The 25,801-nt window shown below is 33.0% G+C and carries 24 protein-coding genes; 11 read left to right on the top strand and 13 right to left on the bottom strand.

The annotated features are described in order from the left end of the window. Positions 1-57: 57 nt before the first annotated feature. From H600_RS0121600 to H600_RS0121560, 9 genes are all read right to left on the bottom strand, one after another. The gene (locus H600_RS0121600) at positions 58-1,188 is read right to left on the bottom strand and encodes a glycoside hydrolase family 26 protein (RefSeq protein WP_026730745.1); all 1,131 of its coding nucleotides are present in this window, start codon (positions 1,186-1,188) and stop codon (positions 58-60) included. Between the two features lie 32 nt (positions 1,189-1,220). After that, complete coding sequence (locus H600_RS0121595) at positions 1,221-2,174, bottom strand: phosphoribosylaminoimidazolesuccinocarboxamide synthase (protein WP_026730744.1); 954 nt, start codon at positions 2,172-2,174, stop codon at positions 1,221-1,223. A 145-nt stretch (positions 2,175-2,319) separates the two neighbouring features. Beyond that, on the bottom strand, positions 2,320-4,665 hold the full coding sequence (locus H600_RS0121590; RefSeq protein ID WP_026730743.1) for a S9 family peptidase: 2,346 nt from the start codon (positions 4,663-4,665) through the stop codon (positions 2,320-2,322). Between the two features lie 152 nt (positions 4,666-4,817). Further along, on the bottom strand, positions 4,818-5,408 hold the full coding sequence (locus tag H600_RS0121585; protein WP_026730742.1) for a hypothetical protein: 591 nt from the start codon (positions 5,406-5,408) through the stop codon (positions 4,818-4,820). A gap of 112 nt (positions 5,409-5,520) precedes the next feature. Then, positions 5,521-6,351, bottom strand: a complete 831-nt coding sequence (locus H600_RS0121580) for a Cof-type HAD-IIB family hydrolase (protein ID WP_026730741.1) — start codon at positions 6,349-6,351, stop codon at positions 5,521-5,523. Between the two features lie 125 nt (positions 6,352-6,476). Continuing rightward, positions 6,477-6,839 (bottom strand): DUF1801 domain-containing protein, encoded by a 363-nt coding sequence (locus H600_RS0121575; RefSeq protein WP_026730740.1) that lies wholly within the window; start codon positions 6,837-6,839, stop codon positions 6,477-6,479. Continuing rightward, the gene (locus H600_RS0121570; RefSeq protein ID WP_026730739.1) at positions 6,836-7,315 is read right to left on the bottom strand and encodes a hypothetical protein; all 480 of its coding nucleotides are present in this window, start codon (positions 7,313-7,315) and stop codon (positions 6,836-6,838) included. The genes H600_RS0121575 and H600_RS0121570 overlap by 4 nt, the downstream gene beginning before the upstream one ends. Before the next feature lie 17 nt (positions 7,316-7,332). Continuing rightward, a complete protein-coding gene (locus H600_RS0121565; RefSeq protein ID WP_026730738.1) occupies positions 7,333-7,725 on the bottom strand; it encodes a c-type cytochrome in 393 nt (130 codons plus the stop codon). 130 nt (positions 7,726-7,855) lie between these two features. Beyond that, positions 7,856-8,806: a PhoH family protein gene (locus H600_RS0121560; protein WP_026730737.1), complete on the bottom strand. Its 951-nt coding sequence runs from the start codon at positions 8,804-8,806 to the stop codon at positions 7,856-7,858. 272 nt (positions 8,807-9,078) lie between these two features. Here H600_RS0121560 and H600_RS0121555 point away from each other — a divergent pair, with 272 nt between their 5' ends. From H600_RS0121555 to H600_RS0121515, 8 genes are all read left to right on the top strand, one after another. After that, entirely contained in the window at positions 9,079-9,906 is an 828-nt protein-coding gene (locus H600_RS0121555; RefSeq protein ID WP_026730736.1) for an SAM hydrolase/SAM-dependent halogenase family protein, read from the top strand. A 332-nt stretch (positions 9,907-10,238) separates the two neighbouring features. Beyond that, on the top strand, positions 10,239-10,535 hold the full coding sequence (locus H600_RS0121545) for a putative quinol monooxygenase (RefSeq protein ID WP_026730735.1): 297 nt from the start codon (positions 10,239-10,241) through the stop codon (positions 10,533-10,535). A gap of 73 nt (positions 10,536-10,608) precedes the next feature. After that, positions 10,609-11,334, top strand: a complete 726-nt coding sequence (gldF, locus tag H600_RS0121540) for a gliding motility-associated ABC transporter permease subunit GldF (RefSeq protein WP_026730734.1) — start codon at positions 10,609-10,611, stop codon at positions 11,332-11,334. Continuing rightward, complete coding sequence (gene gldG / locus H600_RS0121535) at positions 11,334-13,019, top strand: gliding motility-associated ABC transporter substrate-binding protein GldG (RefSeq protein WP_026730733.1); 1,686 nt, start codon at positions 11,334-11,336, stop codon at positions 13,017-13,019. Before gldF ends, gldG begins: the two co-directional genes overlap by 1 nt. 108 nt (positions 13,020-13,127) lie before the next feature. Further along, on the top strand, positions 13,128-14,246 hold the full coding sequence (dnaN, locus tag H600_RS0121530) for a DNA polymerase III subunit beta (protein WP_026730732.1): 1,119 nt from the start codon (positions 13,128-13,130) through the stop codon (positions 14,244-14,246). Between the two features lie 354 nt (positions 14,247-14,600). Then, entirely contained in the window at positions 14,601-15,230 is a 630-nt protein-coding gene (locus tag H600_RS0121525; protein WP_026730731.1) for a DsbA family oxidoreductase, read from the top strand. Between the two features lie 62 nt (positions 15,231-15,292). Further along, a complete protein-coding gene (locus H600_RS0121520) occupies positions 15,293-16,150 on the top strand; it encodes an AraC family transcriptional regulator (protein ID WP_026730730.1) in 858 nt (285 codons plus the stop codon). A 77-nt stretch (positions 16,151-16,227) separates the two neighbouring features. Next, entirely contained in the window at positions 16,228-17,568 is a 1,341-nt protein-coding gene (locus H600_RS0121515; protein ID WP_026730729.1) for an amidohydrolase, read from the top strand. A gap of 41 nt (positions 17,569-17,609) precedes the next feature. Here the strand turns inward: H600_RS0121515 and H600_RS0121510 are convergent, their stop codons facing one another. Further along, a complete protein-coding gene (locus H600_RS0121510) occupies positions 17,610-19,382 on the bottom strand; it encodes a MutS-related protein (RefSeq protein WP_026730728.1) in 1,773 nt (590 codons plus the stop codon). 72 nt (positions 19,383-19,454) lie between these two features. Further along, on the bottom strand, positions 19,455-20,291 hold the full coding sequence (locus H600_RS0121505) for a universal stress protein (protein WP_026730727.1): 837 nt from the start codon (positions 20,289-20,291) through the stop codon (positions 19,455-19,457). Positions 20,292-20,864: 573 nt separating this feature from the next. Here H600_RS0121505 and mnmE point away from each other — a divergent pair. From mnmE to H600_RS0121490, 3 genes are all read left to right on the top strand, one after another. After that, a complete protein-coding gene (gene mnmE, locus H600_RS0121500) occupies positions 20,865-22,265 on the top strand; it encodes a tRNA uridine-5-carboxymethylaminomethyl(34) synthesis GTPase MnmE (RefSeq protein ID WP_026730726.1) in 1,401 nt (466 codons plus the stop codon). A 232-nt stretch (positions 22,266-22,497) separates the two neighbouring features. Then, positions 22,498-23,061 carry a helix-turn-helix domain-containing protein gene (locus H600_RS0121495; protein ID WP_026730725.1) on the top strand — a complete coding sequence of 188 codons (564 nt, stop codon included), beginning with the start codon at positions 22,498-22,500 and terminating at the stop codon, positions 23,059-23,061. Next, positions 23,058-24,200, top strand: coding sequence for a tyrosine-type recombinase/integrase (locus tag H600_RS0121490; protein ID WP_026730724.1), 1,143 nt, complete (start codon positions 23,058-23,060; stop codon positions 24,198-24,200). Before H600_RS0121495 ends, H600_RS0121490 begins: the two co-directional genes overlap by 4 nt. A gap of 47 nt (positions 24,201-24,247) precedes the next feature. On the opposite strand, the gene H600_RS0121485 is transcribed toward H600_RS0121490, so the two are convergent. Next, positions 24,248-24,589 carry a helix-turn-helix domain-containing protein gene (locus H600_RS0121485; RefSeq protein WP_026730723.1) on the bottom strand — a complete coding sequence of 114 codons (342 nt, stop codon included), beginning with the start codon at positions 24,587-24,589 and terminating at the stop codon, positions 24,248-24,250. A gap of 329 nt (positions 24,590-24,918) precedes the next feature. After that, the coding region (locus H600_RS23015; protein WP_026730722.1) for a DUF1214 domain-containing protein at positions 24,919-25,801 on the bottom strand (883 nt) is incomplete at its 5' end.

Raw genomic sequence — 25,801 nt, 5'->3', positions numbered from 1 at the left:
TGAGACTGAATATTGAGACTGAATATTGAGACTGAATACTGAGACTAAATACTGAGACTATTTAAACTTCTTTTTATAGATATTATTTAAATCCTTTTCAAACAAAGTAAAAGGATCATTATAAAATTTGACAAAATCTGGTGCACTTATTTGTCCCGGAAATGGCGCGTAATAATGTGTCAGACTTGCACTATCGTTTCTCCAAACTAAAACATAAGCCAATTGTAAATTCTCAGATTTTAATGCTTTTAATAATATTTCTGTCCACCATTTTTCATTTGGGATCGACTCTAAACCTGTTTCTGTAAAAGCAGCCAATTTTAGTTTTTTGATTCCTAAATCTGAAATTATTTTAAGTCGCTTCACTCCTGCTTCAAGATTATATTTTCCGTCTCTTCCAAAATCGGCATAATCATCCATTCCAAATAAATCTACATAATCATTCCCCGGATAACGCTCTAAATATTCGTCTTCCGAATTAAACCTGACATCTGGTGAAAAAGCATAAATAAAATTGTGAACGCCTAATGTATTTCTCAAATACAAAACTGTAAATTGCCAAACTGCAATAAAATCTTCACTAGAGGTATATTTCTTTCCCCACCAAAACCAATCACCATCAAATTCGTGAAAAGGTCTAAAAATCATTGGTGCCAAAGTTCCATCTTTTGCTTTCACCGAATGTGCAAAATCGGCAATTGTTTTTAGAATTTCTTTGTATTTTTCATGATGTGAACCGCCAATTTTTATTAAAGACATTGCAGGCACAGAAAGCGAATCTTTCCAATAAAATCCATTTTCAGAAACTGGATTATTGAAATGCCAAGCAACTGTTGTAATTCCGCCGCGTTCATAAGTATCTATAACATTTTTCCGAAGAGATTCTTTTGCTTTTTCGATCACTTCTTTTGGTTGACCTGAAAAATCACTAAAATCTACACCAACAACAGCTGGATGTGAACCTGTTACTGACTTTACATCAGAACGATTCAATTCATTTTTCCAGCCATGTCCATATTCTGTTGCATGCTGATGACCAAAAAGAATATGAGCCTTTGAAATTAATTTTAAATTGTGGTATAAAATTTTAGTTTCCTTAGTTGCGTCTTTATCAATTTGTGCAAAAAGAAAATGCCCAACTGTCATAAAGATGAACAGAAAGGCATTTTTTGTATTTATAAATTTCATGGTTTAAATAATTAGTTTAAACCCGAAAATTACTATTTAGATGTTAAGTAATCTAATACGTTTTTTTCAATACGTTTGTCAATATTGTCAATATCCGCTTTTACGAATTTTTCTCCTAAAATATTCTCGTATAATTCGATATATCTTTCAGAAACAGATTCGATGTATTCATCTGACATATCTGGAATTTGTTGCCCTTCTTGACCTTGAAAACCATTTTCGATCAACCAACGGCGTACAAATTCTTTTGACAATTGTTTTTGCTCCTCGCCTTTTGCTTGTCTTTCAGCATATCCGTCAGCATAAAAATAGCGAGACGAATCTGGGGTATGAATCTCATCAATTAGAACGATAACACCGTCCTTAGTTTTTCCGAATTCATATTTTGTATCTACTAAAATCAAACCGCGAGAAGCTGCAATTTCAGTTCCTCTTTGAAACAATGCTCGAGTATATTTTTCTAAAACTAAATAATCTTCTTCAGAAACAATTCCTTTTGAAAGAATGTCTTCACGAGAAATATCTTCATCGTGAGAACCGTTGTCTGCTTTTGTAGTTGGCGTAATAATTGGTTCTGGAAATTTATCGTTTTCTTTTAAGCCTTCAGCCATTGTTACACCACAAATTTGTCTTCTTCCTGCAGCATATTCACGCGCTGCATGTCCTGAAACATAGCCACGAATTACCATTTCTACCTTGAACGGCTCGCATAAATGACCAACAGCAACGTTTGGATCTGGAGTCGCAATTAACCAGTTTGGAACAATATCCTCAGTCAATTCCATGAATTTTGTCGCAATCTGATTCAAGATTTGTCCTTTGTACGGAATTCCCTTTGGCAAAACCACATCAAAAGCAGAAAGTCGATCAGTTGCTACCATTACTAAAAGCTCGTCGTTAATATTGTAAACTTCTCTAACTTTTCCGCGGTAAACTGATTTCTGATTCGGAAAATTAAAATTTGTAGTTGTGATTGTATTGCTCATTATTTGTTGTGTTGTTTTTTTTATGAATGCAAATTTAAAACTAATTAAAAGAAAAAAAGAATCTATTCAGATTCTTTTTTTTAGTCTCAGTCGACAGTCACAGTTTTCAGTCTTCAAAACTAAGACTGAAAACCGTGATTGAATACTATTTCTTAAGAAGCGTCGAATTAAATAAATTCAAGATTCTGCCATATTCATCAATCCAAGAATAAGTTTCTTTAAAACCGTGTGATTCAACAGGGAAAGAAGCTAGGCTCCAGTTCTTTTTCTCTAGCTCAATGAAACGCTGTGACAAACGTACGATATCTTTATATTCAACATTGTCATCAACCATTCCATGCAACATTACTAAATTTCCTTTTAAGTTATCTGCAAAATAAATTGGTGAACTTTTCTTGTAAGCTTCTGGATCAGTTTCTGGAAAATTCAAAATGTTTCCTGTGTAACCGTGATTGTAATGAGCCCAGTCTGTAACCGAACGCAATGCCGCACCCGAAGCAAACTCGCCTGGAGTTGTCAGCATTCCCATCAAAGTAATGAAACCGCCATAAGAACCTCCATAAATTCCAACTCTGCTAGCGTCAATACCATATTTTTCAACCAACATTTTTTTGCCATCTAAATGATCAGACAAATCTTTTCCTCCCATAAAACGATAAATTCCAGTTCTGAAATCACGTCCGTAACCATCGCTTCCTCTGTAATCAATATCTAAAACCGTATACCCTAAATCAGTTAACATATTATGAAACATGTATTCTCTGTAATAGTTGCTCCAAAAATTATGTGCATTTTGAAGATAGCCTGCACCATGAACAAAAATAATTGCTGCACTGTTTTTAACATCCTGAGTTGGAACATAAATTCTTGCATTTACTGAAGTTCCATCTTGTGCTTTAAAGGTTACAACTTCAGGAGTTCTCCATTGGTATTTCTTGAAATCTTCAGAAACTGAAGAAGAAATTTGCTGTAAAGAAGTATTCTTTTTATTCTCAGCAACATAAAAATCCCAAGGGACATTTTTATACGAATAACGAACTAAAAGCGTTTTTTCATCTGGAGACAATACTACTTCATGTGCTCCGTCTTTCGTTAAAATTGGTTGTAAAACGCCATCTAAAGATAATTTATAGAATTCTCTATTTCCTGGATGCGTTGTATTCGTGCTTAAGTAAAAAGCTTTTTTATCCTTAGACAACGTCACATCGCGAACTTCCCAATTTCCTTTCGTTAATTGCGTTTTCTTTTTTGATTTTAGATTATAAGTATATAAATGCGAATATCCTGTAGCTTCTGATTGAAAATAAACTGTTTCGTTATCAGCTAAAAATTCAATATTTCCTGATGCAAAAGAATACGATGGAATTCCAGGTCCTCCAATCCAAGCTTCATCATGTTGGTGCTCAATTTCTTCAAAAGTTCCTTTATCAAGATTTAAACTCACCAACCATCTGTCTTTATTATCTTGGCTTCTGATTTCAACAATTGCCAATGATCCGTTTTCATTATAAACAGGAGCTTGAGCAACAATTAATTTGTCTTCTTTTGGCTTATTTTTTAAATTATCATATTGTTCAAAATATTTTGGAGTATCTTGAATATGACTCAAAGTTGAAAAATTTACATAATAAACTGAATCTTTTGCAACAGAATAAATTCCGAATTTCGTTTTGACAAAATTGCTTGTCGAAACTTTTTCCTTTGTTTCAGGAGTTTGGTTGTATCCGTCAGAAGTGATAAATACTTCCATTTTTTCAGATTTTGTTTCTGCTTCTTCAACTAATCTAAAAGTCGCAAAATTTCCATTTGGATTCACTTTCAAACTTGTAAATCTGTCTTTTCCGTAGAAATATTCTTTTGCAAAATCAGATTTAACTGCTTTTGATTTTGCTAGATTCCATTGTTTTTTAGCTTCTTTGTCTCTAATAAACTGGAATAATTCTTTTTGCTGTGTATTTAAGAAAGTCTCTTTTTCTGGTTTTGTTTCTTTTTTAGTTCCCTTACTAAAATTAGTAAGTTGCAAAACCGTTCCTTCTTTCGTATTGTACTTAAAAATATTATCGTTTTGAGAAAAAAACAATACACCAACTTCAGTACCTAACTGTAAATTAGATATCGCTGCCGATTGTTGAATTAACTTTTTACTTATTTTAGATTTGATAGAATAAGAATACAGACTTCCTTTGTCTATATAATAAACTACATCTGATCCTGGTTTTGATTTAAAATCCATTTGCGAAAAAGCAGCCTCTTTTGGCTCGACAATCTGAGGTTTTATCATTCCTTTTTCCCAAAAATAAGTGCTCGCACCTAGCTCATCTTTTGGATTCCATTCAAAATAAATCTTTTTTCCATCAGGAGACCAGCGACCATTTGTTGGCTGATTTCCAATGAAAGATTCACCTTTCATTATTTCTTCTAACTTTAATTTTTGGCTATTTCCCGTAATTGCAAAGAAGGAAAAAGCAAGGATGAAAATGTTTTTTGTCATGCTGGTAGTATTTGATAAAACAAAAATACACTTTGAAAACTATTAAAAAAATAGTTTTTCGACCAACTGACCTAACATATTAAACAACAATGCATTAAAAACAAAAATCTCTAAAGGCATTTTTAGGGATTTTTAATATTATAGCGAAAAGTTTAAATTAAATTCAAAATTCCTTTTCCCTTTGCTGTTATGGAAGCATCTAGATTTTCTAAAGAAATCCCAGATAATCTTTTAATCTGATTACTATCGACAACACAAATTTGTCCATGATCTTTAGATGGCGCAGCCGGAATAAAAACTACTACCTTATCTTCTTTTTCCTCAATTAGATGCGCTGGTTGCCAATATTCTCCAACTTTCAACAAAATTGGCAAATCTGTAACTGGAACTGGTTTCCTATTTCTTAGATTCAGTTTTTCTTCTGCTTCTTTTTTATTCTTTTCATAACCCGGCAAAAAAATCATCAACTTGTTATCAACCCATTCTGTAAATCTTTTTAAAAGAGACAAACGCATTAAATAGCCACTAAAATAAATCAAAAGCACCAAAATAATACCGCCTGCAATATCTGTGGCATATTTTCCGAGCACTAGATCTAAACGGAGAAAATGGGCAAATTTTTCACCATAATTTTGAAAAAATTTCCAGACTTTTTCCAGCAACACAAAAAAAACAAGAAGTGGCAATAACAACAATGCTCCCGAAATGCAATTTCTCTCAACTTGATTAAAGAATTCTTTCATCGCTAAATATATTAAGGTTAAAAAAAAAGAGCTAATTAACCAGTAATTAGCTCTTATAAAATTAACAATTTATTTGCATTTGGCAAGAAAACCAAATATAAAATACTCAATATTAACTTGTTGCAAATTCTCTATCAAGAATTTTTGTAGCAATATATCTCGCAACCCCATCTTCGGCATTTGTTTTAATTACTTCCAAATTTGGCAGAGTTTCTTTCAACAAAGCTGGAGCATTTCCCATAATTAAACCTTTTCCTGCTGAAGCTAACATTTGTACATCATTAAATCCGTCACCAAAAGTCATTGCTTCCGCCAAAGTAAATCCTTCTTTTTCTAGAACTTGTTCAATTGCAACTGCCTTATCTACAGATTTATCCATAAATTCCAAGCAAGTTGGCAAACTGAAGGCGTGATGCAAATGTTCTGAAGAATTGGCTAAAATGGCATCTTTCAATTTTACTAATTTTTCGTGATCACTGCACGAAAAGAAAATTTTAATTGCAGCGAAATCATCCAATTTCTTATAATCAACAAGTTCTGGAAGGTATTTTAATTCTTCTTGAAAAGCATTAAGTTTTTCGTTCCATTTATTAGTTTGCCAAACATTTTCTTTGAATAAAACCACTGTAATTTCAGGATCGATTTCAACATTTAAAGCATTCTTAACCACATCGCTATCTAAATTGAAGGCGAAAAGCTGTTCTTTATTAGGCGAATGAATTCGTGCTCCGTTTGAACTTACTAAGTAAACCGGAACTTCAAGTTTATCAATAATACCCATCGCGTCGAGATGATGACGTCCTGTGGCTACAACGATAAGATAACCTTGATTGTGAAGTTCCTGAAAAATGGATTTTGTATATTCTGAAATTCTATGCTGAGGGTTGAGTAAAGTTCCGTCAAGGTCGCTTACTACAACTTTTATATTTTTAAGTTTTGTCATATTAAGTATCAAATATTTTGATATGCAAATTTACGGGTTTCAGACGGGAAGACCAAAGTTTAAAAGCTTTTACCCGCTGAAATACGGCAAGTTTATTATTTATTTAACTATTTCGTTAAATAAATTCAAATTTTTACAATTCCCGATTTATATAAATTCAAGGCCTTTACTAAAACCGATTCAATTTGTTCCAAAGGCAAATCCTGATCAGCATCCAGAAGCATTATTTTCATTCTAGAACGCGCTTCCTGCAATAAAAATGATTCGTCAAAATGTTTACCTTCCACTATAGCGAAATAAGGCTTTTTGTATTTTTTATGAATCCATAAATAGCAGAACATTTTTCCTTTGTAGCAGAAAAATGGCATTCCATATTTTAGAACATGAGTAATGTCTTTGTCTTGTTTTAAGATGATGTCGCGCAAAGCAAGAAATGTACCTTTTATGGGTTCTTCCTGATTCTGGTAGAAATCATCTAGTTGTTTCATTTTCTGATCTTTTTAGTTCTTGCAAAAGTTATTTTTAAAGTATCAGGACATTTCGAACTTCTTTTTAATTTATAAACTAGAGAATCATTTTTGAGATAAAATCTTTCTTTATCAAAAATTAAAAAATCATTAGTTTGTTCAGAATTACAATTAGGTATTGTTAGCGTATCTTTTCTTTTTTCATACGGATTGCAATGAACAAATGGAAGCATGCGATAACAAGTATCACTTTTTATACTATTTAATTCTATTGAGTCTCCAACTATTTTCCATTTACCTTTTGAAAAACCTTGCCAAGTACAAGCTCCGCTGATGCATGAAAAAGTACTATCAGCCTTTATTTTTATTATCGTTAAACTTGGAATTATGTATTCTGTATCATACCAAGTTCCAATAAATTTGTTTTCTGGAATTTCTTTTTTTTGACATGAAATCAAGCAAATAATTGAACAGGCTATTAATACAATGTTTCTCATTTAATAATTTGATTTATCTACTTTTTTAAATAATATAAAATAGCTTTAATTTCATTGTCATTAAAGCCAAAATTATGAATATAAGCATTTTGATTTGACCAATCTTTCAATGCTAAAGCCTCTTTGTTCTCATACTTTAATAAACTATCCTGTTTTGTTATAAAATCGATAAAAAAAATCTCATTTCTTTTTTGATTTCTAACAGAATTCACTAAAAAATTGTCCTTTGCAACTTTTCCTGCATGACAACTGATGCAATTTTTTTCATAATATTTTTTTCCAATATTTTCCACTAACATCTCTTTTCTCTGCATTGACAGCTCTTCATAGAATTTATTTCCTTGTGCTTCTTTCTTTTTACAAGAAATTAAAAAAACTAATATTATAAGATTGAAAATTCTAATCTTCATTTTATTTTATATTCCTTTAAAAAAATATTCGTTTTGCACTTTTCAAAAAGAAATAAGTACAAAACGAATATTAATAAATGTTAAAACACATTTTACGATTTACATTTAACATTTCACTAAAATTAAACTCTTAGTCGTGATTTTCTATTTGCTTGTAAGCGTCGATTACCTTTTTCACTAATCTGTGGCGAACGATATCTTTATCATCAAGATAAATAATTCCGATGCCTTCAATGTCTTTCAGAACCAAAATTGCTTCTTTTAGACCAGAAATAGTTCTTCTTGGCAAATCGACCTGGCCAGGATCACCCGTAATCATAAACTTGGCGTTTTTTCCCATACGCGTCAAAAACATTTTCATTTGTGAGTGCGTGGTGTTTTGTGCTTCATCTAGAATTACAAAAGCGTTATCAAGCGTTCGTCCACGCATGAAAGCTAAAGGCGCAATCTGAATAATTCCTTTTAAAATGTAATCTTCGAGTTTTTCGTTTGGCAACATATCGCGCAAAGCATCATAAAGAGGTTGCATGTAAGGATCTAGTTTTTCTTTCATATCTCCGGGCAAAAATCCAAGGTTCTCCCCTGCTTCCACCGCCGGACGCGTCAATATGATCCTTTTTACTTCTTTGTCTTTTAGCATTTTTACAGCCATTGCAACACCAGTGTACGTTTTTCCAGTTCCAGCTGGTCCGATAGCAAATACCATATCATTTTTTTTGATGGTATCTACAAGCAACTGCTGGTTTGGCGTCATGGCTTTGATAATTTTGCCACCAACTCCGTGAACTAGTATTTTGTCATGATCGTAAGCTTTTCTCTCTTCTTGACCATCGCTCATTATTACGCGTTCAATTACATTATCATCAATGTTGTTGTATCTGGTAAAATGAAGCATCAGCCTCTGAAATCTCTTTTCGAATTCATCTAAAACTTCTTTCTCGCCAAAGGCTTTCAAAGTTGTCCCTCGCGCTACTATTTTAAGCTTTGGGTAGTACTTTTTGATTATTTCAAGATGAGAATCCTGCGCGCCCCAAAAGTCTTTTGGAGCGATGTCTATAAGCTCTATAATTCTTTCGTTCAAATGAGATAAATTTAAATTAAAAATAAATTTTGTTTTGTAAATCTATGGCTGTCGGGTATTTTTTTACTTAAAGTTTAAAGTCACGGTATACAGTCGCAGTTTTCACAAAAAAACTAATATCTTTATTCCTAGACTGAAAACTGAAACAGAAAACTGCAACTATAATATTTGTCTTTTCTTTCTTTCAATTTGCATTTAGTATTATTAGATTTGCATTTCTCAAATTTAATGAAAATTAGATTTAAATACTATCAATAGTTATAAACAAAATGATGTCAATAATTACCCTTACTACTGATTACGGCTTAAAAGACCACTTTGTTGGTTCGCTGAAGGGTAAAATCATTTCTGAACTTCCAGAAGCAAAAATTATTGATATTTCGCATGACATTGATCCATTCAACACTGCCGAAGCTAGTTACGTTGTTGGAGCATCTTATTTGAGTTTTCCAAAAGGAACGGTTCATTTAATTGGTGTCGATATCGAACGCAATAAAGAGAATCAACACATTGCTATGCAGTGGAACGATCACTACTTTATTTGTGCCGATAACGGAATTTTAAGTATGCTTACGCAAAAAATCGTTCCGCAGAAAATTGTTGCCATCAATATTCATGATCGTTTTCCTGCAGAATACTCTGATTTAGACGTTTTTATTCAAGTTGCCTGTCATATTGCAAAAGGCGGTTTACTGAATGTTATTGGCAAGGAAATTCCAGCTGTCAAAGAAGTTACAGAACTTCAGGCGGTTGTTGCTGCAGACGGAAATTCCTTAAAAGGATATGTTATTTATATTGACCATTTTGGAAACGTCGTTACTAATATTTCTAAAAAACAATTTCTTGAAGTTTCGCGTGGTCGTCCGTACGAAATCGTGATGAAACCAAAAAGTATCAAAACGATTCTGCCTAATTATTCGGCTATTGCAACTTCAGACAAATATCCGATTAAAACTTACGAAGGTGAAAAACTGGCGATTTTTAATGAAGCTGGTTTTCTGGAAATTGCCATTTTTAGAAGTAATCCTTCAAAAGTTGGTTCAGCAAATAGTTTGTTGGGATTGAATTATCGTGATGTGATTACGGTTAAATTTTTATAGAAATAGCCCACAGATTTAGCTGATTGAGCAGATTTTTCATATTACCATGCGCTTTTTGGTTATTCTGACGATGAAAATCATTCATTATATTGCAAACATAGCCCGCGGTTTCAACCACGGGAACGTAATGTGCTGCGTGATATACATTGTGTCCACGTGGTTGCAACCACGGGCTATATTTGAAATACCTTATCGCATCAGAGCTATATAAAACATGCTTTTATAATATTTCATTTTTTATTTAAAACAACAATCAATTTTGGTACTTTTGCGCACCTGAATAGCTTTTTGGACAATCTAAAATCTGAATTCTAAAATCTAAAATTAAACACATGTTCGTAAGAATAGTAAAAATGAGTTTTCACGAAGAAAAAATTCCTGATTTTCTGGAGAATTTTGAGTCGATAAAACATAAAATACGAAATGCAGAAGGAAATCGTTTTTTAGAATTGTATCAGGATAAAAACGATAAGTGCATTTTCTTTACCTATAGTTATTGGGAAACCGAAGAAGATTTAGAAAATTACAGACAATCTGAACTTTTTGATTCTGTTTGGAGTTTTACAAAGAAGTTATTCAACGCAAAACCGGAAGCTTGGAGTGTGGATAAACTTGTTAGCCTGAATTAGTTTTCAGTCTCAGTCTCAGTCGCAGTTTTACCAAATAAACGATTAAACACATAAACGATTAAACAAAAATTAAATGAAATCAATCATTTTAAGAGAAATAAAATCCTTTTTTGGCTCTCCTATTGGCTATTTGGTCATTGCGATTTTCTTAATCAGCAACGGACTATTTTTATGGGTATTTGAAGGAGATTACAATATTCTGAATTCAGGTTACGCCGATTTGACGCCTTTTTTCACATTAGCGCCTTGGATCTTGATTTTCCTGATTCCGGCTGTAACTATGAGAAGTTTCTCAGACGAAAGAAAACAAGGAACACTTGAATTGCTTTTAACCAAACCACTTTCTGTTTGGGAAATTGTAAACGGAAAATTTTTCGGATCATTGTTGTTGATTATTTTAGCAATTATTCCAACATTTATTTATGTATTCGTAATTTCTAATTTAGGAAATCCGGAAGGAAATATTGATATGGGAAGCACAATCGGTTCTTATTTCGGATTGTTGTTTTTAATTGCTTCTTATTCTGCCATCGGGATTTTTACTTCTACCCTTTCAGAAAATCAAATTGTTGCTTTTATTATCGCAGTTTTTCTTTGCTTTATATTTTATTTTGGTTTTGAAGGAATTGCATCATTAGTTCCAGGAGAATCTAATATAATTTCTTCTTTTGGAATGCAGGATCATTTTAAAAGCATGAGCCGAGGCGTTATTGATACTCGTGATGTAATTTACTTTTTAAGTATCAGCGTATTATTTTTATCTTTTACCGTTTATCAATTAAAATCTTTTAAAGCGTAATGAAAGCATCTAATAAATTAAATTTAAAAACATTAGGCATTACAATTTTTATTTTAATTGTTTTAAATGTACTCGGAAGCTTATTTTTCCACCGTTTTGATTTAACTAAAGACAAACGATATACTTTATCTGAAACTTCATTAAATATTGTAAAACAGGTTAAAAATCCGTTATCAATTAAGATTTATATGCAGGGCGAACTTCCTGCAGACTTTAGACGTTTACAACAGGAAACCAAACAATTACTAGAAGAATTTCAGGCCTATAACAGCAATATTGTTTTCGAATTCGTAAACCCAATGGAAAACGAAGACGAAAGCATGGAAATGGTGAAATCGCTGTACCAAAAAGGTCTTACACCAGTAAACATTACAGTTGACGATAAAGGAAAACAATCACAAGCAATGGTTTTTCCTTGGGCAATAGCGGTTTATGATAATAAAGAAGTCAATATTCCTTTGTTGAAAAACATTATGGGAGCCAACACTGAGGACAAAGTAAAAGGCTCTATTCAACATTTAGAATATTCAATTGCTGATGCTATAAATAAAATTACAAAAGCCAAGCAAAAGAAAGTTGCTTACATAAAAGGAAATGGCGAATTAAACGAAGTTCATGTTGCCAATATGCTTCGTCAAATCAAAGAAAGCTATTATATTGGACCTTTTACATTGGATTCTGTTGCAAAAGATCCAAACGGAACCTTAAGCGCTCTTAAAAAATATGATTTGGCTATTATCGCAAAACCAACACAAACTTTTTCTGATGAAGAAAAAGAGGTTTTGGATCAGTTTGTTATGAATGGCGGAAAAACAATTTGGTTAATTGACCAAGTTGCTGCTGATATGGACAGTTTATACAATCAATCTGGTGCGACTTTGGCTTACCCAAGAGATTTGAATTTGAATGACATGTTCTTTAAATATGGATTTAGAATTAATCCTGATTTAGTAAAAGATGAACAAGGAAGTCCATTAAAATTGGCAACTGGAGAACAAGGAAGTGCAACACAGTATCAGAATTTTATCTGGAAATTTGCTCCGATTGTTATCCCAACAAGCCAACATCCAATTGTAAAAAATTTAGGCGGAATCAAATTTGATTTTGCTAACCAAATTGACACTTTAAAAAACGGAATCAAAAAGACAGTTTTACTGCAATCTTCTCCATATTCTAAAAAAATTGGAACGCCAACAGAAATCAATTTGAATATTGTAACAGAAAAAACTTCTCCGCAAGAATATTTAAATAAAGGAAATCTTCCACTTGCCGTTTTATTAGAAGGTAATTTCCATTCTGCTTTTCAAAACCGCGTTTTACCATTTAAAGAAAGTTCATTTCAGACGCAAGGAAAACCAAATAAAATGATCGTTATTGCCGACGGAGATTTAGCTAGGAATCAATTAGACAAAAATATGATGCCAGTAGAATTAGGCTATGATCAGCGTACCGGAAATCTTTATGACAACAAAGATTTCATGATGAACTGCATCAATTATTTGCTGGATGATAGCGGACTTATTAACATTAGAAGTAAAGACGTCGAAGTGCCTTTGCTGGATAAAGAAAAAGTTTATGAAAACTATACAGCAACGCAATTCATAACTATCGGACTTCCAATTCTAATTTTATTGATTTTTGGACTAGTTTTTACGTTCATTAGAAAAAGAAAATACAGCAAATAGATGTTAATAAAAAAATTGCGAAACTAAGATAGTTTACGATATATTTGTAATCCTTATCTTTAGCCTCCCAAATCCTAAAGAATACATCAAAAAAATAAAATATAACAGATGAAATTTATAGTATCGAGTTCGTACTTATTAAAACAATTACAAGTTTTAGGTAGTGTAATCAATAGTAACAACACGTTGCCTATTTTAGACAACTTTTTATTTGAACTAGACAATGATGCGTTGACGGTTTCGGCTTCAGATCTTGAAACTACGATGTCGGCTACATTATCAATCGATTCTAAAAGCAAAGGAAGCGTTGCAGTACCAGCAAAACTTTTGCTTGAAATTTTAAAAACGTTTCCAGAACAGCCTTTAACTTTTACGGTTGAAGATAACAATACAGTTGAAATCAGCTCTAATTCAGGAAAATATGCATTAGCATATGCTGCTGGTGAGGAATTTCCAAAATCTGTTAGCCTTGAAGATCCATCTGTAACTCTTGTTCCTGCTGATGTTTTGGCAACTGCAGTAAGCAAAACTATTTTTGCTGCCGGAAATGATGATTTGCGTCCGGTAATGTCTGGAGTATTCTTCCAATTTTCTCCAGAAGGATTAACTTTTGTTGCTACAGATGCGCACAAACTGGTAAAATACGCACGTACAGATGTAAAAGCATCTCAGGTTGCAGATTTTATTATGCCAAAGAAACCTTTGAATATCTTAAAAAGTATTTTAGGAAGTTCTGATGCAGAGGTAAAAATTGAATACAACGATTCAAATGCGACTTTCTCATTTGACAATTATATTTTGATGTGTCGTTTGATCGACGGGAAATACCCAAATTACGAAGCGGTTATTCCAAAGGAAAATCCAAACAAATTAATGATCGATCGTTCTTTATTTTTAAGCTCTGTTCGTCGTGTTGCAATTTTCTCAAACAAAACAACACACCAAATTCGTTTAAAAATCGCTGGAGCAGAATTAAATGTTTCTGCTGAAGATATCGATTACTCAAACAAAGCAGAAGAAAGATTGACTTGTGATTACCAAGGAGATGATCTTCAAATTGGTTTTAACTCAAGATTTTTAACAGAGATGCTTACCAACTTGCAGTCAGACATGATTATGTTGGAAATGTCATTGCCAAACAGAGCTGGAATCCTTACTCCAGTTGATGGCCTTGAAGAAGGAGAAACAGTAACAATGCTTGTAATGCCTGTAATGTTAAATAGTTAACATTAAAGTTTCTTTCTGTTACAGGGATATTTTTTAGTTTTAAATTAAAGACATATCATTGTAAAAAAAAATATCGCTATTAACCAACCATTTTTTATACCTAGAAACCGCAATTCTTTTTTTAAGATTTGCGGTTTTTTATTTGGAGGATTTTTTGTTTGACGTTTGAGGTTTAAAGTTTCATGTTGATATACTATGTCTATAATTTAAGCGCAAAGCTCGCAAAGTTCAAATAAAGCTTTGCGAGATTTGCGATTGTAAGCACAATCTTGATCAAAAAAAATTGCGTGATTTGCGACTAAACTTCAAACCTGAAACTTCAAACCTGAAACAAATTTTCTCTAACTTTGCAATATGAAAATAGAAATTTGGTCGGACATCATGTGTCCGTTTTGTTATATCGGAAAAAGACAATTGGAATCTGCTTTAAAGCAATTTCCTAATGAAAAAATTGAAATCGAGTGGAAAAGTTTTCAGCTTGATCCGTCTACTACTCCACAGCCCAGAAAAGACGTTTACAACTATTTAGCCGAGCGAAAAGGCATGTCAGTTGAACAATCCATCGAAATGCATAAAAACGTAACAGAACGCGCAAAAAGCGTTGGTTTAGATTATCATTTTGAAAAAGCTGTCATTTCAAACTCTCTGGAAGCACATCGTATTATACATTTGGCAAAAACCAAAAATTTAGGCGATGAGATGGAAGAAATATTTTTCCGTGCTTACTTTACAGAAGGACGCGATTTAAACGACGGACCAACTTTGTTAGAACTTGGTGAAAAAGCTGGTTTGAAAAAAGAGGAGGTTTTGGAAGTTTTACAAAACGAACATTTGTATTTGAAAGACGTTGAACACGACATCAAAGAAGCTCAGGAAATTGGTGTTCAAGGTGTTCCTTTTTTCGTTTTTGATCGAAAATATGCGATTTCTGGCGCTCAGCCTGTTGAAGCTTTTGTAAATACAATTAATGAGGTTTTGAAGTAATCTTAGGACTCTTTCTTAAAAATCATTACGTGCGATTATTTAAAGGAAATTAACCCAATGTAATGTCAACCAAAAAAGACCAAAATATTCCCCTACTCGGCCTTCAGGAGTTTAAAAAAGGCCAAAGCACACATAATGAACAGCTTTTGTTTAATGAACTGCATGGAGAACGTCATATAGACAATCCGCATCAGCATGATTTTTTTATTATCGTGCTGTTTGACCAAGCAAAAGGCGTTCACAATATTGACTTTATAGATTATAAAATAAGTAATCATCAAATTCATTTGCTTTTTCCCGGGCAAGTTCACAAATGGAGCATCAAGCCAGAAACTACGGGTTACCAATTGATGATTGGAAGGGATTTCTTCGAAAGCTTTTCATCAAGTTTTAGATTTTCATTTTCTCAATATCATAACCATCCTGTAATTGAACTTAGTGAGGAATCTTATAATCTTTTGCATTACGAGTTTGATGCTATTAAAAATGAATTAGAAAAGCCTGATTGTCTTCAAGAATTGATCAGCTCACGTACCGCCGTTATTGCTTCAATCATAAGCAAAGAAGCAGCCAAAGTCTTTACAGATTATGATATCTATCAAAATGAACCTCGTATTGCAAAATTTCAAGAGCTAATTGATATCTATTTCAAAGATGAAAAACTGGTTTCGTTTTATGCATCAAAACTGCATGTATCAGCCAATTATCTAAACATACTCTGTAAAAAACATTTAAAAATTTCGGCTACACAATTGATTCAGCAACGCATTGTTTTGGAATCAAAACGACACTTAAAAGCTACCGCTCTTTCAATTAAAGAAATTGCATTTGAATTGGGTTTTGTAGATCACGCTTATTTCTCCAATTTCTTTAAGACTCAAACCGGCGTTACGCCAACTAATTTTCGAGATCAGTTATAAATCTTTCAAGCCTTGTAATAAATTTTATATTCATAATACCGTTATGAAATCTATTTTTGTACATCAAATCACTTTGTATGAAAAATTCAAATATCACTCGTAAAGATTTTTTAAGAAACTCTGTTTTTGGAGTTGCCGGACTAGCCGTTGGATCAAGTTTCATCAATAGCGCTTCTGCTGCTACAATAGATGAAGCTGATTTAAATATCAATATTATAGCAGGAAAAGATTACACTATAAAAAATGTCAGACTAGAAACGGGATTTGAATATGAAGAAGGCGAAGTTGTTCGAACAAAAACTGAATTATTTTGCATTGAAATCAGCAATGGAAAAATCAAATCGGTTTCAGCAAACAAGCCAAATGCACAAGCTATTGATGCAAAAGGTTTGTTAATGCTTCCTGCATTTCGCGATATGCACATACATTTAGACAAAACTTATTATGATGAATGGCATTCCGTAAAAAAAAGAACTGGCGGTGTAAAGGCAATGATTGCTCTGGAGCAACAGATTTTACCTGATTTGCTTAAAAATTCGACTCAAAAAGCTGAAAAAATAATTGAATTATTGCAATCACAAGGAACTTCATTCGCAAGAAGCCACGTGAATATTGAACCTACTTCAAAACTGCAATCTTTAAAAAATCTGCAAAAAGCTTTAGAAAACAAGAAAAACACATTTGGCGCTGAATTAGTTGCTTTTCCGCAACACGGCGTTTTTTATACTGATTCTGCTCCATATCTAGAAGAAGCTGCTAGAATGGAAATCGATTTCATTGGCGGGCTTGATCCTTTTTCTATTGATGGTTCAATCGAAAAAACAATCGATTTTACAGTTCAATTGGCTTTAGATAATAATAAAGGAATCGACATTCACTTGCATGAATCTGGAGAATCTGGAATAAAAACAATCGAATATTTAATGGCTAAAGTCAATGAAAATCCGAGTTTAAAAGGAAAGACTTTTTTAAGCCATTGTTTCGCTCTTGGAAAAATAGACAAACCAAAACAAGAAGAAATGGCCGAAAAATTAAGCACCGCTCAAGTAGGCATCATTTCTACAATTCCTTTTGGAAGCCTGGTCATGCCAATTCCAACTTTAATGAAATATGGTGTGAATGTAATGACTGGAAACGACAGCATTATCGATCATTGGAATACATTTGGGACGGGAAGTGTTTTACAAAAAGCAAATCTAGCAGCACAATTATATGGTCAAGTAACCGAATTTAATTTATCAAGAATGCTGAAACTTGCAACCTCTGGCCCAATTCCTTTAGATGATAAAGGCACACAACAATGGCCAAAGGTGGGAGACAAAGCTGATCTGGCATTTCTAAAAGCCAGTTGCTCAGCGGAAGCAGTTTCTAGAATGTCGCCCGTAAAAATGCTAATTCATAATGGAAATATCGTATAAAAAAGAGCCTAAAGAAATTTGATTTTCTTTAGGCTCTTTTCTTAAATAACACCCATTTTCTGCATTAAAAAAGTGGCACTTTTATTTTTACAAATTCCATTTCTGAGTTTATAATCAAAATGCAATTCATTGTTTTGAATTTCGACTTCAAAACATTGATTTTTCAAAATATATGGAAATTCATTTGTTGTTAAACAAACCTCAATATCATGTGTCGCAATTGCTCCAATAGCATTTTTAGCGATTATTTTTTTAACAACTTCAATAGTCCCATTTCGTTTATCGTCAGAATTAGTTCCTCTTAAAATTTCGTCTAATAAAACAAAAGCTGGACGTTCTTCCAATTCATCCATAATTTGCTTTAGACGTTTGATTTCAGCAAAGAAATACGATTCACTATCTGCCAAAGAATCTGATAATCGCATTGAAACTAAAACTGGAAGTGGATGAATATTAGCTTCTGAAGCACAAACAACTGAACCAATTCCGCCTAAAACCATATTGACTCCTAAACTTCTCAAAAAAGTACTTTTACCAGACATATTTGATCCAGTTAAAATCATAAATGATTCTGGATAAAAATAAGTATCATTCCCTACTCTGCTTTTCGGGTTTAATAACGGATGGCTTAAATTCTCAAACCCAATTTTGTATTCGGAATTAATCTCTGGGAAAACAAAATCAGGATTATTGTAAGCTAAATTTGCCAAACTATTCAATGCTTCAAATTCACCAATAATAGCAATCCAGTTCTCAAGTTCATGTGAATAATCTTCTTTCCACTTCAAAAGAGCTTTTAAAACATGAAGATTAAACAAAAATGTTCCGTTAAAAACAATTGCAGTAACAAGATTATTGATAGTATCCATTCGTGAAAACAATTCCGATAATTGCTTTAAATGAGCACTAGCAAGTATTTTTTTAGAAATCAGCTTTTGTTGTAATTCAATCAGTTTTTTTGATTCAAATTGCTCCGATTCAATTTTTTCAACCAATAAACCATATTGCTTAATTATTTTATCGACATTATCTGCCTGAGCAATTTCCGATTTAATTCGTTTTACAGATTGTCCTAAAACGATCATATTGGCTATGAAAATATAGGTCAAATATGATAATAGGATTGTGTTTGATGTCAAAAAATAAGCAATCAAAACGCTAAAAAACAATATTGGAACTGCATATGACAATAAAACCAAAGCTTTAGGAAGCGTATTGTTTTTAAATGAACTCCAATAAATTAAAGCGTCATAAGAACTTTTATTATCATTACTGACAGAAGCCAAAGCAAGAAAGTCTTGCCTCCACTGAATCTTCGATTTAAGTTCGTTTATTGCTTGCTGGTTTTCAAGAATAATTTCATTCGGAAAAAGACGTAATAATTTATCTGCAAGCGTTTTTTTTCCAATAAAAGTAGCAGTTCTATTTAAATTTTGAAAGAGAGAGTAATCTCCAAAAATATCCAAATCGTAAGCATACGGGTGATGAAAATCGTTGAATTCACCTCCGCCTTCAAAAGGAAGTTTTTCTCTTTTTAAGAAAGAAATTTCATTTTCATTGATTTTTAAAAGTGCTGTTGTAAGCTGTCTTTGAAAAGCTAATTTCGAATGGATTTTCATTAAAAAAACAAAACCAACAAAAGACAAAAAAGCCATTACAACGTACAGAATTTCATTGGTTTTGATGTAATTATACAACATAAACGCGCAAAGAAAAACACTTAACAGACGCAGTAAACTGATGCTATTGTATCTTTTATTGATTTTATTGTAAACATTTGAAAAGTGATTGACTTTATTTTGATATACTTCCATTTTAAAAATTTAAGCGAAGTACAAATATAGGTTTTACACTTCCAAAACTAGTGTTAAAAATCGATTGTCTTTTTATTCTTTTTCGTGCATGACTAAAACGGGCACAGAAACTTCTTTAGTGATTTTTTTAGAAAAACTGGATTCAAAAATGCTTTCAAAAAAAGATCTTTTATGAGTTATAGTTGTCAGAACATCAATGTCTTTATACAGAATAAAATCTAAAATTGTTTCTTTGACATCATCACTTGGCAAAACCAAAAACTCAACATTATCATTTGCAAATTCTTGTTCCCATTCTTTGATTGTCATTTCAGAAACATCAGAATTGGACGTTTTCACATATAAACTTTTGACTTTTGCATCTGTTTTTTTTGCGATTTTCAATATTCGACGAAGTACGGCTTTGTCTTTTTCTCGGTATCGAGTAGTAAATCCAATTGTTTTCACTTTTTTATATTTGGCATCAATTGGCACACATAAAACCGGAACTTTCACTTCGGATATTACTGAATTTGTATTAGATCCTGTAAAAAATTTGGTCCAATCAGAAACTCCAGTAGTTCCCATTATCACAAAATCAATTTCATCTTCTTCGACAGCATTTCGCAAGTTGTAAATCAAATCACCATCCATTAAACGGTGTTTGATGACAATATCATCTAATTTTCTATCTGAAGCAATTGTTCTGAGTTTCGGAATTTCATCTTTAAACATCTCAAATTTAGCCAATTCAATAGAGCTGTAAATCGAGGCATAATTTTCAGGGAAAAACTGACTGTCATACACTGGAATCTCAAAAGTATGCAACAAGACAAGTTCGGCTTTAACAATTTTAGCAAATTCTAATGCATGAACAAACGCATTTGTAGCGGCTTCAGAAAAATCTGTAGGAAATAATATTTTTTTCATTTTAATTAGGATTTAGTGTATTGCTCTCTCAAATTTAATCATTCTAAAAACAAAACAACCTGACAATTATCAGTATTTTAACATTCGTCAAGAGTACATCCAAAGTCGAAAGTCAAAAGTCCAAAGTCAAAAGTCGAAAGTCAAAAGTCAAAAGTCGAAAGTAGAAAGTCGAAAGTAGAAAGTCGAAAGTAGAAAGTCGAAAGTAGAAAGTCGAAAGTTGAAAGTTGAAAGTCGAAAGTTGAAAGTCGAAAGTTGAAAGTCGAAAGTTGAAAATCGAAAGTTGAAAATCGAAAGTTGAAAGTCGAAAGTTGAAAGTCGAAAGTTGAAAGTCGAAAGTTGAAAGTCGAAAGTTGAAAGTCGAAAGTTGAAAGTCGAAAGTTGAAAGTCGAAAGTTGAAAGTCGAAAGTCGAAAGTCGAAAGTCGAAAGTCTAAAGTTTAAGTGTAAAACCAAAAGTCGAAAATCGACGTTTATTGCTTAAATTGATAATTGATATCCCGTTACTCACATTTTTCAATTCAACTCACAATTCGCAACTCACAATTCTTTTAAGGCTTTTTTCATACCTTTGCAACATGATAAATCAAGATTCTATAGTTGCATTAGCTACTCCATCTGGAGCTGGAGCTATTGCTATCATTCGTATTTCAGGTGCTGAAGCTATCGCAATTGGCAATTCTGTTTTTAAATCCATAAAAAATAAAGATTTGACGAAACAGAAAACCCATACACTTCATTTAGGACATATTGTAGATAATGAAAAAACACTTGATGAAGTTTTAGTTTCTGTTTTCAAAGGGCCAAATTCCTATACCGGCGAAGACACAATTGAAATTTCTTGTCATGGCTCAACTTATATTCAGCAACAAATTATTCAATTATTATTAAGAAAAGGGTGCAGAATGGCCGATGCAGGAGAATTTACTTTACGTGCTTTCTTAAATGGAAAACTTGATTTATCACAAGCAGAAGCTGTTGCTGATTTGATTTCATCTGACAACGAAGCATCTCACCAAATCGCAATGCAACAAATGCGAGGTGGCTTCAGCAACGAAATTGCCAAACTCCGTGAAGAACTTTTGAATTTTGCTTCATTAATTGAATTAGAATTAGATTTTGCGGAAGAGGATGTTGAATTTGCTGACCGAACTCAATTTCATGAATTATTAAACCGAATTGAATTTGTTTTAAAAAGATTAATTGATTCATTTGCAGTTGGAAACGTAATCAAAAACGGTATTCCCGTAGCCATTGTTGGTGAGCCAAACGTTGGAAAATCTACTTTGTTGAATGCCTTATTAAACGAAGAACGTGCCATAGTCTCCGACATTGCCGGAACAACTCGCGATACGATTGAAGATGAATTGGTTATTGGCGGTGTTGGTTTTCGATTCATTGATACGGCAGGAATTCGTGAAACCAAAGATGTTGTAGAAAGCATTGGTATCAAAAAAACTTTCGAAAAAATAGAGCAGGCTCAGGTTGTCATTTACTTATTTGATGGATTGAAATTTAAATCTTCAAGCTCTGAATTTGTTTCGGAGATTGAGCAAATCAAAAATAAATATCCGCTAAAACCACTTTTAATTGTCGTTAACAAAAAAGACATATTATCTGCTGATGAAGTTTCAAACATTACGAATCAGCTTGAAAACTTGAATGCAAAACTTTTATTGATTTCTGCAAAAGAAAAAATTGGAGTCGATGAATTAAAAAATGAACTGCTTTCATTTGTCAATACTGGCGCGCTACGAAACAATGAAACTATTGTAACTAATACAAGGCATTACGATTCTTTACTTAAAGCTTTAGATGAAATACAAAAAGTAAAATTCGGCCTTGAAACCAATCTTTCAAGCGACTTAATGGCACTGGATATTCGTGAAGCTTTATATCAGTTTGGACTTATTACGGGCCAGGTTACAAACGATGAATTACTGGGGAATATTTTTGCTAATTTCTGCATCGGAAAATAGAGCAACAAAATAACGCAAAACAACAACAAACAAACGAGTTAAAGTATTGATAAACAATCTTTTAACTCGTTTTTTAATTCCTTTTTCTTTTGGATATTTAGTGATGTTTTGATTAAATTTGTACCTTGTTTGTACCTCGAAAAACTGAGGTACAAATAATATTTTATTTTGGCCAAATTATGGCACATAGAGACACACATAGTCACAGTGGGACACTTAAAGTCACATATCTATGAGTTCAAAAATTGAGATTACCAGAATCTGCGAATTCTGTAAAAATGAGTTTACAGCACGCACAACAAAAACACTTTACTGTTCGCTTAAATGCAGCTCCAGAGCCTATAAAGCAAGGACTCGGCAGTCTAAAATTGACCACAGCAACAAACAGACAGAAACGGCCAAAAATGCAAATCTGGAAGTAATTAAGACAAGAGATTTCATCGATGTTAATATGGCCAGTAATTTGCTCGGCATCAGCAGAAGGACAATTTACAGGCTGATCCAGCGGGGTGAGCTTGATATTGCCAAATTCGGAACCAGAACCGTTATCCGAAGATGTGATTTGGACAGCTTTTTTTCTATTCCTTTACAGGAAGCCCTGCTTCGCCCTGTTCAGGAATTCCCAGGACTGGATAAATGTTATACCATAACTCAGATTCAGCAGAAATTTGGAATTTCAAATGGAGCTTTATATATGCTGATACAAAGACATGGAATAATTAAATATTCAGTTGGAAAATTCAATTATGTAGCGAAAAAAGATATTGATATTATATTTAATGTAAGAGAAAAATGAAAAAAGGAAATGTAAGATTGAGAAAAAAGCTTTTGGCAAATGGCATGTTATCCCTTTACCTGGATTTTTATCCGCCAATACTAAATACAGAAACGAATAAGTACACGAGACGTGAATTCTTAAAACTGTACCTGTTTGAACACCCAAAGAATCAAATTCAGAAAATTTCCAATATTGAAAATCTGCACACAGCAGAACTTATTCAAATTCGAAGACTGAATGAAATGCGCAAACATGATGTGTATAGTGACTTTGAAAAAGAACAACTGGAAATTAAGAGGATTGGACGTGGCTCCTTTTTAGAGTATTTTAAAAATTTGGCAGATAAAAAAGAGGGCAATAATTATCAGATTTGGTACGCAGCAATTATTCATTTTGAAAATTTTCTTTCAGGACGCGACGTTACTTTTAAAGATATAACAGTGACACTAATTGAAGATTACAAAGAATATTTATTAAAGGCCAAAAACAGAAGAGATACCGGAAATACCCTAGCAAGAAACACAGCTCTCTCCTATCACAATAAATTAAAAACTACGCTCAAAAGAGCCTATAAAGAAGGCAAGCTTCGGACTGATATAAACGCTGGGGTAGATTGCATCAAAGAGCAGGAGTCACAGCGAAATTTTCTTACTTTAAATGAAGCTAAAAAATTATTTGCAACTCCTTGTTCTAAAAATATTGTCTATAAAATTTCAATGTTTTCGACCCTTACAGGAATTAGATATTCAGATATAGCTAAATTAACCTGGTCAGAAGTTCAATATAGAGAAGATGATGGACATTATATCAGGTTTAAACAAAAGAAAACCGAAGGCTTGCAGACTATGCCAATATCAGACGAGGCTTATGAAGTACTTGGTGACAGAACAAATGATAACGACCAAATATTCGGGGGTCTGAAAAAATGGGATGTGGATAGAGTTTTGCCAGTCTGGGTTGCCCAAGCCGGAATTACAAAACATATAACTTTTCATTGTTTCCGGCACACCTATGCTACATTACAAATTTTCTCCGGAACAGACATTTTTACCATTTCAAAAATGCTTGGTCATAAAAGTGTGAAAACTACTCAGATTTACACGAAAATAATTGATGAGAAGAAAAGAGAAGCATCGCTAAGAATAAGCTTGAAATAGAATACTGTAAAATAAGAGAGACATCTTCCAAAAGATGTCTTTCTTATTTATTTAAATGGTCTACCCGAATTAAATTTCAGTTCAGTTTCCTGTTGTATCTCTGAAATAGTTTTAATTCGACCCGATTTTATCCAATTTAGTAGCTCTCCACGATAAAAATAGAGACGCTTACCTTGCTTATTGGCTGGAATCTCATTTTTACAGACTTTGGTATAAATAGTGGCTACAGACAACTTTAATAATTTTGCTGCCTCAGAAATTGTTAACAAATCATCATCAGCGGCAACACTATTTACTTTATTTTCTTGTAAAAGTTTTTCAATACTATCAATTCTTGTAAGGAGCTTACCAATAATATCAGGTAAATCTTCAAATTTATATGGTTTCATAGCGTGCGTTAATTTTATAAATGAAAAGTTTCTTTTTACATCATACTAATTTCTCAATTTATATGAATATCATTTTTTCTATAAATGAAAGTAATAAATTAAGCAGCTACACTTAAACTACTGTCTTCAAATACATTATAGTTCGGTATATTAACACTTAAAATTCGTTTTAAATCCTCCAAAAATAGGTGGTTTGGAATTTGTACCGTAGGGGTCACAAAAGCCAAAAGGCGCCAATTGAAGACAATTGGCGCCTTTTTTTATTTATATTAATTACTATGCATAAACTTAAAATAATTTTTTCTTTTATCTTCTCTTTTTGACTGAAATTAAATTTTTACTACAGACGGAGGCGTCCATTGATTTTTAATAACGGACTGCTTTGGGCCGTAGCATCTGAAATATAAACAGAAATCTTCCGCAGGACTCGGCAGCCAATTGGCTTTTTTGTCCCCTTGCGGCTCCGCATGCTGCACATACAATGTAAGGGAACCATCGACATTGTACTTTAAATCCCGGTTTTTAGTTCCAACCGAATAGCGTTTTATGGCATTGGGATAGAAAAAGTGATGCTTGTCATAAAGTGTAAGAGACCAGAAGCCGTCTACAGGCGGAAGGTTACCTTTTGCAAATGTTAGAGTATACTGTTTAGAACCATTCAGTCGAGATCCTTTTGAATCGAGATCCTGATAAAAATACTTTGTTTCTTTACCTGCATTCACCAGTATATTGGATTTTGCTATGGCTGTACGGGTGAAATAATCCGTTCCAAAAGCAGCACAGTTATCGGCAGTGGTCCAGTTCCCTGGAAGAGGTATTCCCCAGTTGCGAAATTGCAGTAATGGATCAACCAGTTCTTTGTCCGCTTTATGGGCTTCCTCAATCATCGCTTTTTTCAATGCAGGATCTTTCTTTGCTGCAGGATTGTTCACAATAGTCTGGAAGTTGTCCGCAACATCATTCACGACATTGATCACAACATCTGTACCAGCCTCGTTTTTGTATGTATAGCTTCCTGATCCGTTGTTGGTTACCGTAGTCACAGTCTCGTTAAGCTTCACAAGGTCGCTGATATTGATCACATGAGAATCCCCGTTTGCATCAGTATAGCTGAATTCCTGTGTCGTAGCGTTGTAGCTTACATTGCCGTCTGTCTTCTTAACGATGTTTTCAATGATCTGCGTAACTGCAGGATTGTTCACAATAGTCTGG

Source organism: Flavobacterium denitrificans DSM 15936, from assembly GCF_000425445.1.
GTDB lineage: Bacteria > Bacteroidota > Bacteroidia > Flavobacteriales > Flavobacteriaceae > Flavobacterium > Flavobacterium denitrificans.
Note: the sequence above shows the minus strand (reverse complement) of the source record. Positions and strands in the feature narration are given on the sequence as shown.

Bases quoted from the DNA above. Each gene is read 5' to 3' on its own strand.
- H600_RS0121525 (WP_026730731.1), top strand. From the start codon at position 14,601: ATGAAAATAGAAATTTGGTCGGACATCATGTGTCCGTTTTGTTATATC.
- H600_RS0121495 (WP_026730725.1), top strand. From the start codon at position 22,498: ATGAGTTCAAAAATTGAGATTACCAGAATCTGCGAATTCTGTAAAAAT.
- H600_RS0121505 (WP_026730727.1), bottom strand. From the start codon at position 20,291: ATGAAAAAAATATTATTTCCTACAGATTTTTCTGAAGCCGCTACAAAT.
- H600_RS0121565 (WP_026730738.1), bottom strand. From the start codon at position 7,725: ATGAAGATTAGAATTTTCAATCTTATAATATTAGTTTTTTTAATTTCT.
- H600_RS0121585 (WP_026730742.1), bottom strand. From the start codon at position 5,408: ATGAAAGAATTCTTTAATCAAGTTGAGAGAAATTGCATTTCGGGAGCA.
- H600_RS0121570 (WP_026730739.1), bottom strand. From the start codon at position 7,315: ATGAGAAACATTGTATTAATAGCCTGTTCAATTATTTGCTTGATTTCA.
- mnmE (WP_026730726.1), top strand. From the start codon at position 20,865: ATGATAAATCAAGATTCTATAGTTGCATTAGCTACTCCATCTGGAGCT.
- gldF (WP_026730734.1), top strand. From the start codon at position 10,609: ATGAAATCAATCATTTTAAGAGAAATAAAATCCTTTTTTGGCTCTCCT.
- dnaN (WP_026730732.1), top strand. From the start codon at position 13,128: ATGAAATTTATAGTATCGAGTTCGTACTTATTAAAACAATTACAAGTT.
- H600_RS0121485 (WP_026730723.1), bottom strand. From the start codon at position 24,589: ATGAAACCATATAAATTTGAAGATTTACCTGATATTATTGGTAAGCTC.
- H600_RS0121575 (WP_026730740.1), bottom strand. From the start codon at position 6,839: ATGAAACAACTAGATGATTTCTACCAGAATCAGGAAGAACCCATAAAA.
- H600_RS0121510 (WP_026730728.1), bottom strand. From the start codon at position 19,382: ATGGAAGTATATCAAAATAAAGTCAATCACTTTTCAAATGTTTACAAT.
- H600_RS0121555 (WP_026730736.1), top strand. From the start codon at position 9,079: ATGTCAATAATTACCCTTACTACTGATTACGGCTTAAAAGACCACTTT.
- gldG (WP_026730733.1), top strand. From the start codon at position 11,334: ATGAAAGCATCTAATAAATTAAATTTAAAAACATTAGGCATTACAATT.
- H600_RS0121490 (WP_026730724.1), top strand. From the start codon at position 23,058: ATGAAAAAAGGAAATGTAAGATTGAGAAAAAAGCTTTTGGCAAATGGC.
- H600_RS0121520 (WP_026730730.1), top strand. From the start codon at position 15,293: ATGTCAACCAAAAAAGACCAAAATATTCCCCTACTCGGCCTTCAGGAG.
- H600_RS0121580 (WP_026730741.1), bottom strand. From the start codon at position 6,351: ATGACAAAACTTAAAAATATAAAAGTTGTAGTAAGCGACCTTGACGGA.
- H600_RS0121515 (WP_026730729.1), top strand. From the start codon at position 16,228: ATGAAAAATTCAAATATCACTCGTAAAGATTTTTTAAGAAACTCTGTT.
- H600_RS0121545 (WP_026730735.1), top strand. From the start codon at position 10,239: ATGTTCGTAAGAATAGTAAAAATGAGTTTTCACGAAGAAAAAATTCCT.
- H600_RS0121600 (WP_026730745.1), bottom strand. From the start codon at position 1,188: ATGAAATTTATAAATACAAAAAATGCCTTTCTGTTCATCTTTATGACA.
- H600_RS0121590 (WP_026730743.1), bottom strand. From the start codon at position 4,665: ATGACAAAAAACATTTTCATCCTTGCTTTTTCCTTCTTTGCAATTACG.
- H600_RS0121595 (WP_026730744.1), bottom strand. From the start codon at position 2,174: ATGAGCAATACAATCACAACTACAAATTTTAATTTTCCGAATCAGAAA.